The sequence below is a fragment of the Pantoea sp. E2023-21 genome, assembly GCF_051302795.1.
In the GTDB taxonomy this organism is placed as follows: domain Bacteria; phylum Pseudomonadota; class Gammaproteobacteria; order Enterobacterales; family Enterobacteriaceae; genus Pantoea; species Pantoea ludwigii_A.
This window is the reverse complement of sequence record NZ_CP195344.1, coordinates 2,008,610-2,025,712: the sequence shown is the minus strand read 5'-3', so window position 1 is coordinate 2,025,712 and position 17,103 is coordinate 2,008,610. Positions and strand designations below refer to the sequence as shown.

Sequence of the window (17,103 nt, the reverse complement as noted above, 5' to 3'; positions counted from 1 at the left end):
CGCCATGTATGGCGACCCTACGTGTTATTTCAACCAATCCTTCACCGGCAGGAAATCGCGGTACAACGCGGCTTCGGGCGAGTCGGGTTCTGGCTGATAATCGTATTCCCAACGCACCAACGGTGGCATCGACATCAAAATGGACTCAGTGCGACCGCCGGTTTGCAGGCCAAACAGCGTGCCGCGATCCCACACCAGATTGAACTCGACATAGCGACCACGACGGTAAAGCTGGAACTGACGCTCGCGATCGCCCCACGGCAGCGCTTTGCGCTTTGCCACAATCGGCAGATAGGCTTGGGAAAAACCATTGCCGACGGCTTGCATGAAATCGAAACAGTAATCGAAATCGGGCGTGTTCAGGTCGTCGTAGAACAGACCGCCGATGCCGCGCTGCTCGTCGCGATGCTTCAGATAGAAGTAATCGTCGCACCACTTTTTGTAGCGCGGATAAACGTCTTCACCAAACGGCTGGCACAGATTGTGAGCGGTTTGATGCCAGTGCAGCGCATCCTCTTCGAAACCGTAATAAGGCGTGAGATCGAAACCGCCGCCAAACCACCATACCGGGTCGGCACCCGGTTTTTCCGCAATAAAGAAGCGCACGTTGGCATGGCTGGTGGGTACGTAAGGATTGGATGGATGTACCACCAGCGACACGCCCATTGCTTCAAAACTGCGGCCGGCCAGTTCGGGACGATGCGCGGTAGCGGAAGCAGGCATTTGATCGCCGTGGACGTGCGAGAAGTTTACGCCAGCCTGTTCAAACACCGCGCCATCACGCAATACGCGACTGCGTCCGCCGCCGCCGCCGGGACGCTGCCACTCATCTTCGGCAAAGCTCGCCTTGCCATCTTCCGCCGCTAATTGGGCGCAAATATCATCTTGCAGCGCCAGCAAAAAGGCTTTGACGCGGGAAATATCGGGATTGCTCATCTGTCACTCGTTCCGGAAATTTGCCGCGATTCTACCACAGGATAAAGCCTATGCTTCGCGGCGATCGACCTCATCAAAGTAGCGGGCGATACCGTCGGCAATGGCGCTGGCAATTTTCTGGCGGAACGCCTGTGTGCCGAGCAACTGTTCCTCACGCGGATTGGTAATAAAGGAGGTCTCCACCAGTACCGAAGGAATCGACGGCGATTTCAGCACCGCAAACGCCGCCTGTTCGGTGTGCTGGCTGTGCAGATGATGCACCGGACGAATCTGGTCCAGCACGTGTTTACCGAGCGTCAGACTGTTGCGGATGGTATCGGTTTGCACCAAATCGAACAGAATCTGGTTGAGATAATGATCTTTATCCTGCACCTCGGCGCCGCCCACTTTGTCGGCGTCGTTTTCGCGTTGTGATAAATAGCGCGCCATCGCGCTGCTGGCACCGCGATTGGAGAGGGCAAACACCGATGCGCCGTTAGCATCCGGGCTGGTATAGCCGTCGGCGTGGATCGACATAAACAGGTTAGCGCCGTGCTGGTGGGCAATTTCGACGCGCTGATAGAGCGGAATAAAGTGGTCGCTGTCGCGCGTCAGGCGCACTTCAATGCGCGGATGCGACTGCAGCAACGTCTTCACGGTGTTGGCGATAGCCAGCACGATATGTTTCTCTTCCGAACCCTCTTCGCCCACTGCGCCGGAATCGATGCCGCCGTGGCCAGGATCGATCATTACGATGCGTTTGCCGTTGGTAGCCGGTTTCGGTGGCGTGTGGCGTGGGCTGACACGCACATCGTTATTTTGCTCTTTAGCCTGCACGGCGCGCGGTGACAACACCGCCAGCGCTAAACCGGAAAGGATCAGTTGGCGACGATTGGTAAGGCGCTTTAGCAGTGAAATCTTCTTCATTAACGGGTCCATGGCAGGTAAATCCTGCCCAGTGTTATAGCGTAACAATGGCCAGGCGGCGACCTCGTAACTATTTCAAGTGTTTACTTTCTATTGCAACTGACTAACAACCCTGTCGCGCTTTTTTTGCACCGTTGTCGCGCGTGAGGGTTGCGCCTGGCAAAGAATGCGTGATAATCAGCGAATTGTGCCAAACAGCAGGGTAACGTCGATGGAAATCCGTTCTTTCCGCCAGGAAGATTTTGAAGAAGTGATCACGCTCTGGGAGCGTTGTGATTTGTTACGTCCATGGAACGATCCCGAGCTGGACATCGAACGCAAAATGAATCACGACCCGGAACTGTTTCTGGTGGCGGAAGTTGGCGGTGAAGTGGTCGGTACGGTAATGGGCGGCTACGACGGCCACCGTGGTTCTGTCTATTATCTGGCGGTGCATCCTGATTATCAGGGACGTGGCTTTGCCAATGCACTGATGAATCGACTGGAGAAAAAGTTGATTGCGCGTGGCTGTCCCAAAATTAATTTGATGGTGCGCGAAGAGAACGATCAGGTCGTCGCGTTTTATGAAAAGCTTGAATACGAGCCGGTGGATTCACTGCTGCTGGGTAAGCGTCTGATTGAAGATCGCGAATATTAATGGTCGGTTTGAAATACCTTCCCGAAGAGTACGATGCGAAAGGGCAGCTGCGGCTGCCGTTTCTTTTCTGGCTGATCCTGTTGTTGCAGGCGCGCACCTGGCTGCTGCTGGTGATGGCGGGAGCATCGCGTCAGCAGGGCAATGATTTGCTGGCGCTGTTCTATCCCGATCGCCAAAGCTTCTGGCTGGGACTGGCGTTAGGCATCCCTGCGGCGATGGGGATGTTGCTGACCGGCTATCGTCAACGCTGGCCGCGTCTGTGGCAAAACTGGCGCCATGTGTTAAGTGCATCGCTGCTAGTCAGCCTACTGTGGCAAGGTTCCAGCCTGCTGCAAGGTGCTTTTCCTGACTCGCCGCTGCCGCTGTTATTGACGCTGTTTGACCTGCTGGCCTTACTCTGGCTGCTAACCCAACATCGGTTACGCGACTGCTTTCTGCCGGAACATCAGCACTTCGAATAAACTTTTTGCCGGTTTGCGACTCCAACAGGCACGCCAATCGGCTTAGCAGATCAAGGAGTTTTCATGAAAGTTGTTCGTCACGCACTGCTGGTTAGCAGCATGGTCCTGGCCGGCTGCGCCAGTTCGGGTTCCTCTACCAGCGCGAGCGATAGCGAAAGCCATTGGTACAATCCGCTTAGCTATCACTGGTCAGCGCTCAATCCGCTCGGTTGGTTTGGTGGATCGCTGGAGGTAACCGAGCAAGGCGTTGCGGGCCTGACGAGCACGACCTCGATGTCGGAAGAGGCCATCAATAAAGCGCTTAACGGCGATTACAAACTGCGTCAGGGGATGCGCACGCAGGAGGGTAAGGTGGTGGATTTCTGGCAGGCGCTGGACGGCGACAAGGTCAAATTGGTGATTAATGGCAGCACGAGCGTTGAACGCATTGAAGTGCAGGACGCTGAGGCCAAAGCGGCAGACGGCAGCAAAATCGGCGATCTGTTCAGTGATAAGTTCAGCAAAGCCTTTAATAACTGCAAAATGGTCACCGGTCTCGATGCCCGTGATGTGGAGTGCCGTGCGCCGGGCAGCCAGCATATCGCCTACATATACAGCGGTGAATGGCACGGACCAGAAGGCTTAATGCCGTCAGACGATACCTTAAAAAGCTGGAAAATCAGCAAGATTGTTTGGCAGCGCTAAGCAGCACGCGGACGGCTACGCGGCCGTCCGTATTATTCCCATCCATCACATAAACTCTCCCACCGTCTTATGCTTTTTTAGACTTTGAAATCCCTAAACGATATATAAAACCGTTACAGCTTTCCCCTGAGTTATAAATACACTGACTGCATCTAATGGCATTGGCTTAATCGCCGTCTTTCTGGGTGCAGCATGACACTTCCGATTTCGAAAAAATGGCTTGGCGGTATCGCGCTTTCGTGTGCTTTAGCAAGTGCGGCGCAAGCGACCGAGTTGCTGAATAGCTCTTACGACGTTTCACGCGAACTGTTCGTTGCCCTGAATGCGCCATTTGAAAAGCAATGGGACGCTGCACACCCCAATGACAAGCTGACCATCAAGCAGTCGCACGCGGGTTCTTCTAAACAGGCGCTGGCGATTCTGCAAGGTCTGCGCGCCGATGTGGTGACCTACAATCAGGTGACTGATGTGCAGGTGCTGCATGACAAAGGCCAACTGATTCCCGCTGATTGGCAACAACGTTTGCCCAACAGCAGCTCACCGTTTTACTCCACCATGGCGTTTCTGGTACGTAAAGGTAACCCGAAGCAGATTCACAGCTGGGCCGATTTGGCGCACGACAACGTGAAGCTAATTTTCCCTAATCCTAAAACCTCGGGTAATGGGCGTTATACCTATCTGGCCGCGTGGGGCGCTGCCGATCAGGCTGATGGCAAAGATAAAGCCAAAACCGAAGCCTTTATGGCGAAGTTCCTGAAGAACGTCGAGGTGTTTGATACCGGCGGTCGCGGTGCCACCACCACCTTTGCTGAGCGCGGCTTGGGCGATGTGCTGATTAGCTTTGAATCGGAAGTGAATAATATTCGCAATCAGTACGGCAAAGATGAGTACGAAGTCATCGTGCCGAAAACCAATATTCTGGCGGAGTTCCCGGTGGCGTGGGTCGATAAAAATGTCGAGCACAATGGCACCGCCGATGCCGCGAAAGCGTATCTGAATTATCTCTATACGCCTGAAGCGCAGAAAATTATCACTCATTACTACTATCGCGTTAACAACCCACAGCTGATGGCGGAGCAGAAGGATCGCTTCCCGCAAACCGAACTGTTTAACGTTAACGACGCATTTGGCGGCTGGGAGAAGGTGATGAAAACCCATTTTGCCAGCGACGGTGAGCTGGACAAATTGCTGGCTGCGGGGCGCGGGTAATGTTCGCGCTTGCTCAAAAACGTGTATTGCCGGGCTTTGGCTTAAGCCTTGGCACCAGTTTGCTGTTCACCTGCCTGATTCTGTTGCTGCCGATCAGCGCGTTGCTGATGCAACTGTCGCAGATGACGCTGGCACAATACTGGGCTGTGATCAGTCATCCGCAGCTGATCGCCGCGTATAAAGTCACGATTCTGGCGGCGGGCGTTGCCTCACTGTTCAATGCAGTGTTCGGCATGCTGATGGCGTGGATTTTAACGCGCTATCGCTTCCCGGGACGTACGCTGCTGGACGGTTTGATGGATTTACCGTTTGCGCTGCCTACCGCGGTAGCCGGTTTAACGCTGGCAGGCCTGTTTTCGGTTAACGGCTGGTACGGTCAGTGGCTGGCGCATTTTGATATCAAAGTCTCTTACACCTGGCTCGGCATCGCGGTTGCCATGGCGTTTACCAGCATTCCGTTTGTGGTGCGTACCGTGCAGCCGGTACTGGAAGAGTTAGGGCCGGAATATGAAGAAGCAGCGGAAACCCTTGGCGCCACCCGCTGGCAGAGTTTCCGTCGCGTGGTATTACCCGAAGTGGCGCCGGCATTGCTGGCCGGTACCGCGTTGTCGTTTACCCGCAGCATCGGTGAGTTCGGTGCGGTGATTTTCATTGCCGGTAACATCGCGTGGAAAACGGAAGTGACCTCACTAATGATTTTCGTGCGACTGCAGGAGTTCGATTATCCGGCAGCAAGTGCTATCGCGTCGGTGATCATGGCGGCTTCCTTGCTGCTGCTTTTCGCCATTAATACCTTGCAGAGCCGCTTTGGCCGTCGTTTAGGAGGCCACTGATGGCGGAGATTTCACACATCAATCACGCCGATCGCCAACCCATCAACTGGGGCAAGTGGCTGCTGATTGGCATTGGCGCGCTGGTTTCCATCCTGCTGTTGGTGGTGCCGATGGTCTCCATCTTCTGGGAAGCACTTAACCAGGGTTTGGTCGCCTCGCTGAGTAACCTGAAAGATGGCGACATGCTGCATGCTATCTGGCTGACCCTGTTAGTGGCGCTGATTACCGTGCCGGTAAACATGGTGTTCGGTACGCTGCTGGCGTGGCTGGTGACGCGCTTTACCTTCCCAGGTCGCCAACTGCTGTTGACGCTTTTTGATATTCCCTTTGCCGTGTCGCCGGTGGTTGCCGGTTTAATGTATCTGCTGTTCTGGGGCGTTAATGGCCCGGCGGGTGGCTGGCTGGATGCACACAATATTCAGGTGATGTTCTCCTGGCCTGGCATGGTGCTGGCCACTATCTTCGTGACCTGTCCGTTTGTGGTGCGTGAATTGGTGCCGGTGATGCTGAGCCAGGGCAGTCATGAAGATGAAGCCGCGGTGCTGCTAGGCGCATCTGGCTGGCAGATGTTCCGCCGCGTGACGTTGCCGAATATTCGTTGGGCACTGATGTATGGCGTGGTGCTGACCAACGCACGTGCGATTGGTGAATTTGGTGCGGTCTCGGTCGTGTCGGGATCGATTCGCGGCGAAACCTATACCTTGCCGCTTCAGGTTGAATTACTGCATCAGGATTACAACACCGTGGGCGCCTTTACCGCCGCCGCGCTGCTGACCCTGATGGCAATTGTAACGCTGTTTCTGAAAAGCGTGGTGCAGTGGCGATTAGAGCATCAGCAGAAGCGCCTACAGGAGGAAAATCATGAGCATTGAGATTAAACACATTAACAAAGCGTTTGACCGCACATCGGTACTGAACGACATCTCTCTGGATATTCCTTCCGGCAAGATGGTGGCGCTGCTGGGCCCCTCCGGTTCCGGGAAAACCACGCTGCTGCGCATTATCGCCGGGTTGGAGCATCAGAATAGCGGGCAAATCCATTTTAATGGCAAAGACGTGAGCCGCATCCATGCACGCGATCGTCAGGTTGGCTTTGTGTTCCAGCACTATGCGCTGTTCCGCCATATGACGGTGTTCGACAACATCGCCTTTGGTTTGACGGTGTTGCCGCGCCGTGAGCGACCAGGTGCCGCAGAGATCAAAAAACGCGTAACGCGTCTGCTGGAGATGGTGCAGCTGGCACATCTGGCAAACCGTTTCCCGGCGCAGCTTTCGGGTGGACAGAAACAGCGTGTGGCGTTGGCGCGTGCGTTGGCCGTTGAACCGCAAATTCTGCTGCTGGACGAACCGTTTGGTGCGCTTGATGCGCAAGTGCGTAAAGAACTGCGTCGCTGGCTGCGTCAGCTGCATGAAGAGTTGAAATTCACCAGCGTGTTCGTCACTCACGATCAGGAAGAAGCGATGGAAGTGGCGGACACCGTAGTGGTGATGAGCCAGGGCAATATTGAACAGGTGGGTACGCCAGATGACGTATGGCGCGATCCATCGACGCGCTTTGTGCTCGAATTCCTGGGTGAAGTAAATCGCTTTGACGGTGAAGTGCATGGATCGCAGTTCCATGTTGCTGCACATCGCTGGCCGCTGGGTTATACGCCCGCGCATCAGGGCGAGGTTGAGCTGTTCCTGCGTCCGTGGGAAATCGATATATCGCGCCAGAGCAGCCTCGAAACCCCGCTGCCGGTGCAGGTGCTGGAGATCAGCCCGCGCGGCCACTTCTGGCAGCTGGTAGTGGAGCCGAGCGGCTGGCAAGGTGATGTGTTCTCCGTGGTGTTCGATGGCGATCATAACGCGCCGATTCGCGGTGAACGCCTGTTTATTGGCCTGCAACAGGCGCGAATTTACCATGGCACTACGCCGCTGCGCCCGGTTGCCTTTGCCGAGAGCGCCTGATATTTTTGACACTCCTTCGGGCGGGACTTTCCCGCCCGTTTTATTTGCCCCTCTTTCGTCTGGAATCAAACCGTGACCACACTGGAAAACACCATCGGCAACACGCCGTTGATTAAGTTGCAGCGCCTGACGCCTGATAACGGCAGCGAGATCTGGCTAAAGCTGGAAGGCAACAATCCAGCCGGTTCAGTGAAAGATCGCGCGGCCTGGTCGATGATTAATCAGGCGGAGTTGCGCGGTGACATCACACCGGGTGATACCTTAATTGAAGCCACCAGCGGCAACACCGGTATTGCGCTGGCGATGATTGCGGCGATGAAAGGCTACAAGCTGCGCTTGCTAATGCCCGAGAACATGAGCCAGGAGCGCCAGGATGCGATGCGCGCATACGGCGCTGAATTGTTGCTGGTGACGCGCGAGCAGGGCATGGAAGGGGCGCGTGACATGGCGCAGGCGATGGCCGATCGCGGTGAAGGGCGGGTGCTGGACCAATTTAACAATCCCGATAATCCGCTGGGCCACTACCTTACCACTGGCCCGGAAATCTGGCGGCAAACGCATGGACGCATGACGCATTTTGTCTCCAGCATGGGCACCACCGGCACCATTAGCGGCGTGGGGCGTTATTTAAAAGAGTTTGCGCCAGCGGTGCAGGTGATTGGTCTGCAGCCGCAAGAGGGCAGCAGTATTCCCGGTATACGTCGCTGGCCTGAGGCGTATTTGCCCGGCATTTTTCGTCCAGACTTAGTGGATGAAGTGATCGATATGGCGCAGCACGAAGCCGAAGAAACCATGCGTGCGCTGGCGCAGCGTGAAGGGGTTTTCTGTGGCGTCAGCTCTGGCGGCGCGGTTGCTGGCGCCTTGCGCATCGCGACAGCACAGCCTGGCAGCGTGGTGGTGGCGATTGTTTGCGATCGCGGGGACCGCTATCTCTCCACCGGCGTTTTCCACTGATTCCTCTTTCCTGCAGATTCTCTGGCCTGTGCGTATTGTGATAGTACGCCCAGGCCATTTTTGTCTATAGTCTTCGTAATAATCGTCTGGCGGTAGCAACGTAAGGATCGCGTAAAACCGGCTGCGTTCGTTGCGGAGTCAGGACAAAATAGCGGCAATTTACGCGAGAGATAAAGATGAAAATTCTGCTGGTAGATGATGATGTAGAACTTGGCACCATGTTGAGCCAATACCTGATTGGTGAAGGTTTTGAGACACAACTGGTTTTAACCGGGAGCGCCGGTGTGGAAGGCGCGTTATCGGGCAACTATACCGCAATGATTCTCGACATCATGCTGCCTGATATGAGCGGTATCGATGTGCTGCGGCAGGTACGGCAGAACAGCCGTTTACCGGTGATTATGTTGACCGCTAAAGGCGATAACATAGATCGTGTGATCGGCCTCGAAATGGGGGCGGACGATTATATGCCGAAACCGTGCTATCCGCGTGAGCTGGTGGCCCGTCTGCGTGCCGTGCTGCGTCGTTTTGAAGATCAAATCCCGCTGCCCGATAAGAAAGAGCTGCTGCGTTGGGGCGATCTGAGCCTCAATCCCGCCACGCGCATTACCGAGTGGCAGGGCAAAGCGTTCGACCTGACGGCTTCGGAGTTTAATTTGCTGGATCTGCTGCTGCGCGCGCCGGATCGCGTGGTGTCGAAAGATGAGCTATCGGAAAAAGGGTTGGGCCGCCCGCGTGAAGCCTACGATCGTAGTGTCGATGTGCATATCAGTAACATCCGTCAAAAACTGGCTGCGTTAACCGCTGACAGCGTCAACATTGAAACTGTGCGCAGTATTGGTTATCGCATTCGATGAAACACAGCTATCGCGGCCGCATGTTCTGGAAGATTTTGCTGGGCTTCTGGATTGTGTTCGTCATCATTAGCCAGCTTTTGTGGCTGGGCTTTACGCTCTCCGGTAATCGTCATGAGCCGCCTGAACTGGTAGCAACTCGTCGCATCGTTAATCTGCAAATGGCGTCTGCGGTTTCAGTGCTGGAGCGCGGTGGGCCCAGCTCACTTGATGACATGATGGCCGACTGGGAACCGAACGATCGCCAATTCTTCTCGGTGATCCAGCACGATAAACCCGCTGCGACGCCCAATAATGCGCCGCCAGAAAGCATCATTGAACCGTTCCAGGGGCCTTTTCCCGATGTGATTGTGCGTTGGGTAAAAGGGCAAGATGGTAAACAGTACGAACTGCGTTACGACGTCAAAGGCCTACGTGAAGACAGCTCAATGGGCGGTGGCCGACCGCGCCGCATCCTCAATATTCCTGAACCCATGTTCACTTTCGCTGGCGCGCTGGGGCTGCTGTTTAGCCTGCTGCTGGCGTGGAATCTGACACGGCCTATGCGGCAGCTACGCGAAGGCTTTGCGCGTGTCTCCAGCGGCGACCTGTCGGTGCGGCTCTATCCGGTGATGCGTAAACGTCATGATGAGCTTTCGAACGTTGCGCAGGATTTTGATGCGATGGTGGAGCGCCTTGATACATTGGTTAAAGCGCGTGAGGAGCTGCTGCATGATATTTCGCACGAGCTGCGATCGCCGCTGGCGCGATTGCAACTGGCGACCGGCCTGGCGCGCCAGACGCCGGAATCAGTGGAATCCTCACTTAATCGCATTGATGAAGAAGCACGACGCCTTGATAAGATGATTGGCGAGCTGCTGACGCTTTCGCGTGCCGAGCACGAGAGTATGCCAGGCGAACAGTATTTTGACTTAACCGGCCTGCTGCATGCAGTGGTGACCGATGTACGCTATGAGGCACAAATTCCGGGCGTGAAAGTCGATTTTCAGGTCGATGAGAATGCGGATTATACCGTTCACGGCAATGCGGAGCTGATTCGCCGTGGCGTGGAGAATGTTTTGCGTAATGCGCTGCGTTTCTCGCATAAAGGGCAGCATATCAATGTGCGCTTGCAGGCAGAAAATCAATGGCTAGCGATTAGCGTGCGTGATCAGGGACCGGGCGTTGACGATGAGAAGCTCTCCAGCATCTTCGATCCATTTGTCCGCGTGAACTCTCCGCTAATGGGTAAAGGGTACGGCTTGGGGCTGTCTATTGTGCGGAAAGTGATTCTGGCGCATCACGGTGAGGTTCAGGCGGTCAATCGCCCGGAAGGTGGGTTGGAGTTGACGTTGAGGCTGCCGCGCTGGAAGCAGGAGTGATCGCCGTGAGTCTTAAAGCGCATTATTGCGCCGCTACCATTTTGTTCCGCTTGTGAGACCGAAACAAAAACGGCACCCATTGTGGGTGCCGTTTTACCATTCTCACGAATGGGCTAAAGCTTACTTCCTGATGCGGATAACTGGCGTCTCGCCCACAGTTACCTGACCGGAGAGTTTGATAAGGTCTTTAATCTCGTCCATGTTCGAGATCACAACCGGCGTTAGCGTAGATTTAGCTTTCTCTTCCAGCAGTGCCAGATCAAACTCGATCACCACGTCGCCTTTCTTAACCTTCTGGCCTTCTTCAGCGATGCGTTTGAAACCTTCACCTTTGAGCTCAACCGTGTCGATACCGAAGTGAACAAACAGTTCGATGCCGTTATCAGACTCGATTGAAAATGCGTGGTTAGTTTCGAAAATTTTGCCGATCGTCCCATCAACCGGTGCAACCATTTTGTTGCCGGTTGGTTTGATTGCGATACCGTCGCCAACAATTTTCTCAGCGAATACCACATCAGGTACGTCTTCGATATTTACGATTTCGCCTGACAGAGGCGCAACGATATCAATAGTACCTGACGCGCTCTCTGATTTTTCGCCAAAAAGTTTAGAAAACAAACCCATGATCTTCTCCTAAGCAGTAATTTGAGGCTAGCGTCCGTGGATCAGCAGAGCGTTTTTTCTTTAATGAACTTGTTAACCAAATTCATCAAATCATCCGCTGTCGGTTGATCCAGAGCCTGCTCCGCCAATGCCTTCGCATCTTCGAAATTAGTATTACGAATGATTTTCTTGATGCTAGGGATTGAAATGGCGCTCATGCTGAATTCGTCCAGCCCCATTCCCAGTAACAGTAGTGTAGCACGTTCATCACCAGCCAGCTCACCACACATGCCGGTCCATTTCCCTTCGGCATGTGATGCGTCGATCACTTGCTTAATGAGGCCAAGCACAGACGGCGTCATTGGGTTATAGAGGTGTGAAATCAAATCATTACCACGATCGACCGCCAGAGTATACTGCGTCAGGTCATTTGTCCCAATACTAAAGAAGTCGACTTCTTTCGCCAGATGGCGAGCAATCACTGCCGATGCTGGCGTTTCCACCATGATGCCCACTTCAATGGTCTCATCAAAGGATTTACCTTCTTCACGCAGTTGCGCTTTCAGCAGTTCCAGCTCGCCTTTCAGAATGCGAACTTCTTCAACTGAAATAATCATTGGGAACATGATGCGCAGTTTACCGAAAGAGGAGGCGCGCAGAATTGCGCGCAGCTGCGCATGCAGAATCTCTTTACGGTCCATTGCGATACGAATCGCGCGCCAGCCGAGGAACGGGTTATCTTCTTTCGGCAAGTTCATGTAAGGCAGATCTTTATCGCCACCGATGTCCATGGTACGCACGATAACGGCCTGCGCACCCACAGCTTCAGCAACCGCTTTGTAAGCCTGGAACTGCTCTTCCTCGGTTGGCAGGGAGTCGCGGTCCATAAACAGGAATTCAGTACGATACAGACCAACGCCTTCAGCGCCATTGCGCTCTGCACCAGCGACATCGCGCACGGTACCGATGTTAGCGCAGACTTCAACCTGATGGCCGTCCAGCGTAATCGCCGGCAGGTCTTTGAGTTTCGCCAGTTCATGTTTTTCAGACAAATATTGGGTCTGAATTGCTTTCAGTTCTTCATGAACGTCATCGGTTGGATTGACGTAAATTTTATTATTCACGCCATCAATGATCAGGAAATCACCGTTTTTCACGGTTGCGGTCACGTTACCGGTGCCGACAATCGCAGGCAGCTCAAGTGAACGTGCCATGATTGAGGTGTGAGAAGTACGTCCACCCAAATCGGTAATAAAGCCCAGCACCTTTTTCAGGTTCAGCTGTGCGGTTTCTGACGGCGTTAAGTCTTTCGCCACCAGAATAGATTCTTCAGCAATCGCGCTCAGATCGACAATGTGCAGACCGAGAATGTTCTGCAGCAAACGCTTACCGATGTCACGCACGTCAGCCGCACGCTCTTTCAGGTATTCATCGTCCAGTTCTTCCAGTGCAACGGCCTGGCCTTCAATCACAGTGTGAGCAGCGGCGTCAGCGGTGGCGTGGTCTTTCTTGATGAGGTCGATGATTTCCTGCTCAAGCTCTTCGTCTTCGAGCAGCATGATGTGACCTTCAAAGATCGCAGCTTTCTCTTCACCGAAGGTTTCACCGGCCTTAATGCGAATGGCTTCGAGCTGTGTAGCAGCTTTGCTGCGTCCATCGAGGAAGCGCTGAACTTCCTGCTCAACCTGATCGTCAGTAATTTTTTTACGGCTGATGACGATCTCATCTTCCTTCAGCAAAAGTGCGTTGCCGAAAGCGATACCCGGTGATGCTAAAATGCCTGAAATCATAACCCTACCTTTTTATCACGATGGCTCATTGACCCGATGCGTCGCCACTGTCGCGGAGCAGTACTCTAAAGATGCAATAACGCGGACAGGTTGTCCGCGATCAAGATATTTGCACTCAATGGGGCAAAGGGATTGGTTTAGTTGCGAACTGAGCCGGTTACTCCAGCTCAGCCATCAGCTTGACCAGATGCTCAACCGCTTGCTGCTCGTCTTCACCTTCAGCAGACAGCGTAACAACCGTACCTTGAGTCAGACCCAAAGTCTGCAGTTTGAACAGGCTTTTCGCGCTGGCAGATTTGCCATTGGAGGTCACAGTGATTTCTGACTGGAAAGCCTTTGCTTCTTTAACGAACTGGGCTGCAGGACGAGTATGAAGACCGTTAGGTGCGGTAATGGTAACTTCTTGCTGGAACATTCTATTTCCCCAACTTTATCAGGTTTGGTGTTATGGATCTAAAGTCTAGCCTGGAGCCGTAACTTTAGCCTGTGTAGGTGCGCTGGTATGGCATGAAGCTCACCACAAAATGCGCTTGAATGAGTACGTCATTAACAGTGACAGATCAAAAACTGCACGAATGCGCCACTCTTCTCATTATGCCGTGATTCGCCGTTTCGCCAAATCAGTAAATCGATTCAGCTTGATCCACTTCAAAGGCAGATTAATTTCAGGCACCGAAATAATTGGAAGCTTAAATACCAGAGCCCCATCACTGAAAGCAATCTGTCTGGTGACAAAAGTGAGATCTACACCACAAAAAAGCACCCATTCGGGTGCTTTTTTCGTCAGTTTCAGACTTAAGGCATCACTGTTGCAGCTCTTTCTCAGTGAAAAGATCGGCAAACAGCGCGGTACTTAAATAGCGTTCGCCGGAGGAGGGCAGAATCACCACAATGTTCTTATTGGCGAAGGCTTCGTCTTCCTGCAGCTTCAGCGCGGCGGCCACGGCAGCACCTGAAGAGATACCGGCAAGAATGCCTTCTTCTTCCATCAGTTGGCGTGCGGTGCTGATAGCTTCTTCATTGGTGATCGCCACGACGCGGTCAATCAATTGCAGATCAAGGTTACCGGGAATAAAGCCGGCGCCGATACCCTGAATTTTATGCGGACCTGGCTTGATCTCTTCGCCCGCTAGAGCCTGAGCGATGACCGGTGAATCAGTCGGCTCCACGGCCACGGTAATAAGGTCTTTCTTGCCTTTGGTATTCTTGATGTAGCGGCTCACGCCAGTCAGTGTACCGCCGGTGCCCACGCCTGCGATAAACACGTCTACTTCGCCATCGGTATCTTCCCAGATTTCCGGGCCGGTGGTTTTCTCGTGGATTTCTGGGTTAGCCGGGTTGCTAAATTGCTGTAACAGCACATATTTATCGGGATCGCTGGCGACAATCTCTTCCGCTTTCGCGATGGCACCTTTCATGCCTTTAGGCCCTTCGGTCAGCACCAGATTGGCACCCAACGCTTTAAGCAGTTTGCGGCGCTCAATCGACATCGTTTCTGGCATCGTCAGTGTCAACTTGTAACCGCGCGCAGCGGCCACATAAGCCAGCGCAATCCCGGTGTTACCACTGGTGGGTTCAACCAGCTCAACACCCGGCTTCAAAATACCGCGTTTTTCCGCGTCCCAAATCATATTGGCACCGATACGGCATTTGATGCTAAAGCTCGGGTTACGTGACTCGACCTTAGCCAGAATGCGGCCGTTACCGATGCGGTTCAGTCGAACCAGCGGCGTATGACCAATTGTCAGAGAGTTGTCTTCATAGATCTTACTCATAGCTCGTCCTTAACTGTATGAAATATTGGGAACCCTCAGAGCATACCTTTTCTGCTGATGTGCGGAAGGAAAGAAATCGTATATCTATATAGCGCACAACCATAAGCCTTACGCAAAAATGCATAAGGCATTTTAAAGCTTTAGCGGCGTGCATGTTGTGCGTAGTAACGATCCACCCACATCGCCGTAGCACCGCATACCGCAACCGGCAGGATTGCCAGATTGATAATCGGAATCATGGTGAACAGGCTAACCAGCGCGCCAAACTGCATATTTGCGCTCTTGTGCTGACGTAATGCCTGCCGCATCTGCTGAAAACTCACCTTGTGATTATCAAACGGATAGTCGCAATACTGCACTGAAAGCATCCACGCGCTGAATAAAAACCAGAGAATGGGCGCCACGATTTGTCCAAATCCGGGAATGAAGTGCAGCAACAACAAGCCTAGCGCCCGCGGCAAATAGTAGCCGAGCTTTTGTAACTCTCGCTTCATGATGCGCGGCACATCTTTAATCAAGCCCATCCAGCCGCTATCGGGCAGCGGTGTTCCAGTCAATCGGCCTTCAAGTTGCTCAGCGAGCAAGCCACAAAAGGGCGCGGCAATGAGGTTCGCAAGAGTCGAAAAGAAGTAACTGAACACCAAAACAATCGAAATCACCGACAGCGGCCACAACAAATAGCTTAGCCACTGCAGCCAGTCGGGGATATATGACATTAATGCCGGGATCCACTGCCCCAAACGCTGAAACAGCCAGATAAAAGCACCGCCAAGCAGCAAGATGTTGATCAATAGCGGCATGATGACATAGCGACGAATTCCGGGCAGGCGCACCAGTTTCCATCCTTCAGCGAAGTAATGAACACCATTAAAAGTTGAGACCGAATTTCCAGCGGGCATAGCGAGCCTTTCTCCTAAATATAGCGGCGCGACCATCATAACCTGGCTTTTTATCGGCTACAGGTATGGTTTGCGCGAAAAAACAGCAAAAAAGCGTGGGGCAGCTATCTAATTTGTCAGAAAATACTGCACGGACTTGCACTTGTTTAGCTGGGCAAATACAGTTAGAGGATAAAGTTTGCCGTGGTGGCAAGGTATTGGAACAACAGAGAATACAATGATGCAGGATTTGCGTCTGATATTAATCGTTGTTGGCGCGATCGCCATAATAGCGCTGCTACTTCATGGACTGTGGACCAGCCGTAAAGAGCGCTCCTCCGTGTTTCGTGATCGCCCGCACAAACGTCTGAAACAGCGCGAAGAAGCCGATGAAGATCTGCTGAGCGAAGAAGATGATGGCGTCGGCGAAGTCCGTGTACGTCGTCATCACGATGCTGATGAAGAACCCGAATTCACCCCACGTCCAGCGAGTGCGCCACGTGCGCCTGAACCTGTGCGTCAACCGGCATCACGCCAGGCCGATCCACTCTTAGGCGATCCTCTGCTGGATGATGAGCCGGAAGTGCGCAAGCCGGTTGCCCCGCAAGTGCCCTTGCGGAAACCAACGCCTGCACCACAACCGATTCAAGCCGACCCGCTGCTGGATAATGAGCCGCTGTCCGCGACGCAGCCTGCGCCAGAATTCCTGGCAGCTGAAGAGCCAGAGTTTGAACCTGAAGCGCCGGTCGCGCATCAACCTGAAGCGCCACAGCCAGCGGCTGCTGCGCCGGGCAGCAAAAAAGAGACCGTGTTAGTGCTGCATGTTGCTGCACATGCGGGCGGCGAACTGAACGGTGAAGCGCTGTTGCAGGGTATTCTGCAAGCGGGTTTCCAGTTTGGTGAAATGAACATTTTCCATCGCCATCTCAGCCCTGCGGGTAGTGGCCCGGTGCTGTTTAGCCTGGCGAACATGGTGAAGCCGGGTTCATTCGATCCGGATCAGATGGGGAATTTCTCTACGCCAGGCATCTCCATCTTTATGATGGTGCCGTCGTATGGCGATGCGAACCAGAACTTCAAATTGATGCTGCAATCCGCGCAACGCATTGCTGATGATGTTGGCGGCGTGGTGCTGGATGATGAGCGTCGCATGATGACGCCGCAGAAGCTGGAAACCTACAAAACGCGTATTCGCGAAGTTATCGGTTAATCGCCGCTAACTGCGTCAAAACATATACAACCCCCGCATGTCGGGGGTTTTTTATCGGATAA

The 17,103-nt window shown here is 53.6% G+C and carries 18 protein-coding genes; 11 read left to right on the top strand and 7 right to left on the bottom strand.

All coding sequences use genetic code 11. From position 1 onward, the window contains the following. Positions 1-24: 24 nt before the first annotated feature. Both hemF and amiA read right to left on the bottom strand, forming a co-directional pair. Positions 25-936: an oxygen-dependent coproporphyrinogen oxidase gene (hemF, locus tag ACRQ84_RS09580; RefSeq protein ID WP_483817850.1), complete on the bottom strand. Its 912-nt coding sequence runs from the start codon at positions 934-936 to the stop codon at positions 25-27. Between the two features lie 48 nt (positions 937-984). Then, a complete protein-coding gene (amiA, locus tag ACRQ84_RS09575) occupies positions 985-1,842 on the bottom strand; it encodes an N-acetylmuramoyl-L-alanine amidase AmiA (protein WP_064739681.1) in 858 nt (285 codons plus the stop codon). Between the two features lie 211 nt (positions 1,843-2,053). Between amiA and ACRQ84_RS09570 the strand changes: the two genes are divergently transcribed. The 10 genes from ACRQ84_RS09570 (at position 2,054) to ACRQ84_RS09525 (ending at position 10,785) form a co-directional block, all read left to right on the top strand. Further along, the gene (locus ACRQ84_RS09570) at positions 2,054-2,479 is read left to right on the top strand and encodes a GNAT family acetyltransferase (RefSeq protein ID WP_007889032.1); all 426 of its coding nucleotides are present in this window, start codon (positions 2,054-2,056) and stop codon (positions 2,477-2,479) included. Then, positions 2,479-2,940 carry a DUF2919 domain-containing protein gene (locus tag ACRQ84_RS09565; protein ID WP_064739487.1) on the top strand — a complete coding sequence of 154 codons (462 nt, stop codon included), beginning with the start codon at positions 2,479-2,481 and terminating at the stop codon, positions 2,938-2,940. Before ACRQ84_RS09570 ends, ACRQ84_RS09565 begins: the two co-directional genes overlap by 1 nt. A 63-nt stretch (positions 2,941-3,003) precedes the next feature. Next, positions 3,004-3,624: an RpoE-regulated lipoprotein gene (locus tag ACRQ84_RS09560; RefSeq protein ID WP_064739486.1), complete on the top strand. Its 621-nt coding sequence runs from the start codon at positions 3,004-3,006 to the stop codon at positions 3,622-3,624. A gap of 192 nt (positions 3,625-3,816) precedes the next feature. Continuing rightward, the gene (locus ACRQ84_RS09555) at positions 3,817-4,833 is read left to right on the top strand and encodes a sulfate ABC transporter substrate-binding protein (RefSeq protein ID WP_483817849.1); all 1,017 of its coding nucleotides are present in this window, start codon (positions 3,817-3,819) and stop codon (positions 4,831-4,833) included. Further along, positions 4,833-5,666, top strand: coding sequence for a sulfate/thiosulfate ABC transporter permease CysT (gene cysT, locus ACRQ84_RS09550; protein ID WP_064739484.1), 834 nt, complete (start codon positions 4,833-4,835; stop codon positions 5,664-5,666). Before ACRQ84_RS09555 ends, cysT begins: the two co-directional genes overlap by 1 nt. Next, positions 5,666-6,538: a sulfate/thiosulfate ABC transporter permease CysW gene (cysW, locus tag ACRQ84_RS09545; RefSeq protein WP_064739483.1), complete on the top strand. Its 873-nt coding sequence runs from the start codon at positions 5,666-5,668 to the stop codon at positions 6,536-6,538. The genes cysT and cysW overlap by 1 nt, the downstream gene beginning before the upstream one ends. Beyond that, a complete protein-coding gene (gene cysA / locus ACRQ84_RS09540) occupies positions 6,528-7,616 on the top strand; it encodes a sulfate/thiosulfate ABC transporter ATP-binding protein CysA (RefSeq protein WP_483817848.1) in 1,089 nt (362 codons plus the stop codon). Before cysW ends, cysA begins: the two co-directional genes overlap by 11 nt. A 72-nt stretch (positions 7,617-7,688) precedes the next feature. Continuing rightward, positions 7,689-8,570: a cysteine synthase CysM gene (cysM, locus tag ACRQ84_RS09535; RefSeq protein WP_483817847.1), complete on the top strand. Its 882-nt coding sequence runs from the start codon at positions 7,689-7,691 to the stop codon at positions 8,568-8,570. 176 nt (positions 8,571-8,746) lie between these two features. Then, positions 8,747-9,427 carry a response regulator transcription factor gene (locus ACRQ84_RS09530; protein ID WP_483817846.1) on the top strand — a complete coding sequence of 227 codons (681 nt, stop codon included), beginning with the start codon at positions 8,747-8,749 and terminating at the stop codon, positions 9,425-9,427. Further along, entirely contained in the window at positions 9,424-10,785 is a 1,362-nt protein-coding gene (locus ACRQ84_RS09525) for an ATP-binding protein (RefSeq protein WP_483817845.1), read from the top strand. Before ACRQ84_RS09530 ends, ACRQ84_RS09525 begins: the two co-directional genes overlap by 4 nt. Before the next feature lie 120 nt (positions 10,786-10,905). Here the strand turns inward: ACRQ84_RS09525 and crr are convergent, their stop codons facing one another. From crr to cysZ, 5 genes are all read right to left on the bottom strand, one after another. After that, positions 10,906-11,409 carry a PTS glucose transporter subunit IIA gene (gene crr / locus ACRQ84_RS09520; RefSeq protein WP_007889056.1) on the bottom strand — a complete coding sequence of 168 codons (504 nt, stop codon included), beginning with the start codon at positions 11,407-11,409 and terminating at the stop codon, positions 10,906-10,908. 41 nt (positions 11,410-11,450) lie between these two features. Then, entirely contained in the window at positions 11,451-13,178 is a 1,728-nt protein-coding gene (gene ptsI / locus ACRQ84_RS09515; RefSeq protein WP_483817844.1) for a phosphoenolpyruvate-protein phosphotransferase PtsI, read from the bottom strand. Positions 13,179-13,335: 157 nt separating this feature from the next. Then, positions 13,336-13,593 carry a phosphocarrier protein Hpr gene (ptsH, locus tag ACRQ84_RS09510; protein WP_007889063.1) on the bottom strand — a complete coding sequence of 86 codons (258 nt, stop codon included), beginning with the start codon at positions 13,591-13,593 and terminating at the stop codon, positions 13,336-13,338. A gap of 388 nt (positions 13,594-13,981) precedes the next feature. Continuing rightward, entirely contained in the window at positions 13,982-14,953 is a 972-nt protein-coding gene (gene cysK / locus ACRQ84_RS09505; RefSeq protein ID WP_064739477.1) for a cysteine synthase A, read from the bottom strand. A 140-nt stretch (positions 14,954-15,093) separates the two neighbouring features. Then, positions 15,094-15,852, bottom strand: a complete 759-nt coding sequence (gene cysZ, locus ACRQ84_RS09500) for a sulfate transporter CysZ (protein ID WP_483817843.1) — start codon at positions 15,850-15,852, stop codon at positions 15,094-15,096. A gap of 217 nt (positions 15,853-16,069) precedes the next feature. Between cysZ and zipA the strand changes: the two genes are divergently transcribed. Continuing rightward, positions 16,070-17,041: a cell division protein ZipA gene (zipA, locus tag ACRQ84_RS09495; RefSeq protein WP_483817842.1), complete on the top strand. Its 972-nt coding sequence runs from the start codon at positions 16,070-16,072 to the stop codon at positions 17,039-17,041. Positions 17,042-17,103 lie beyond the last annotated feature (62 nt).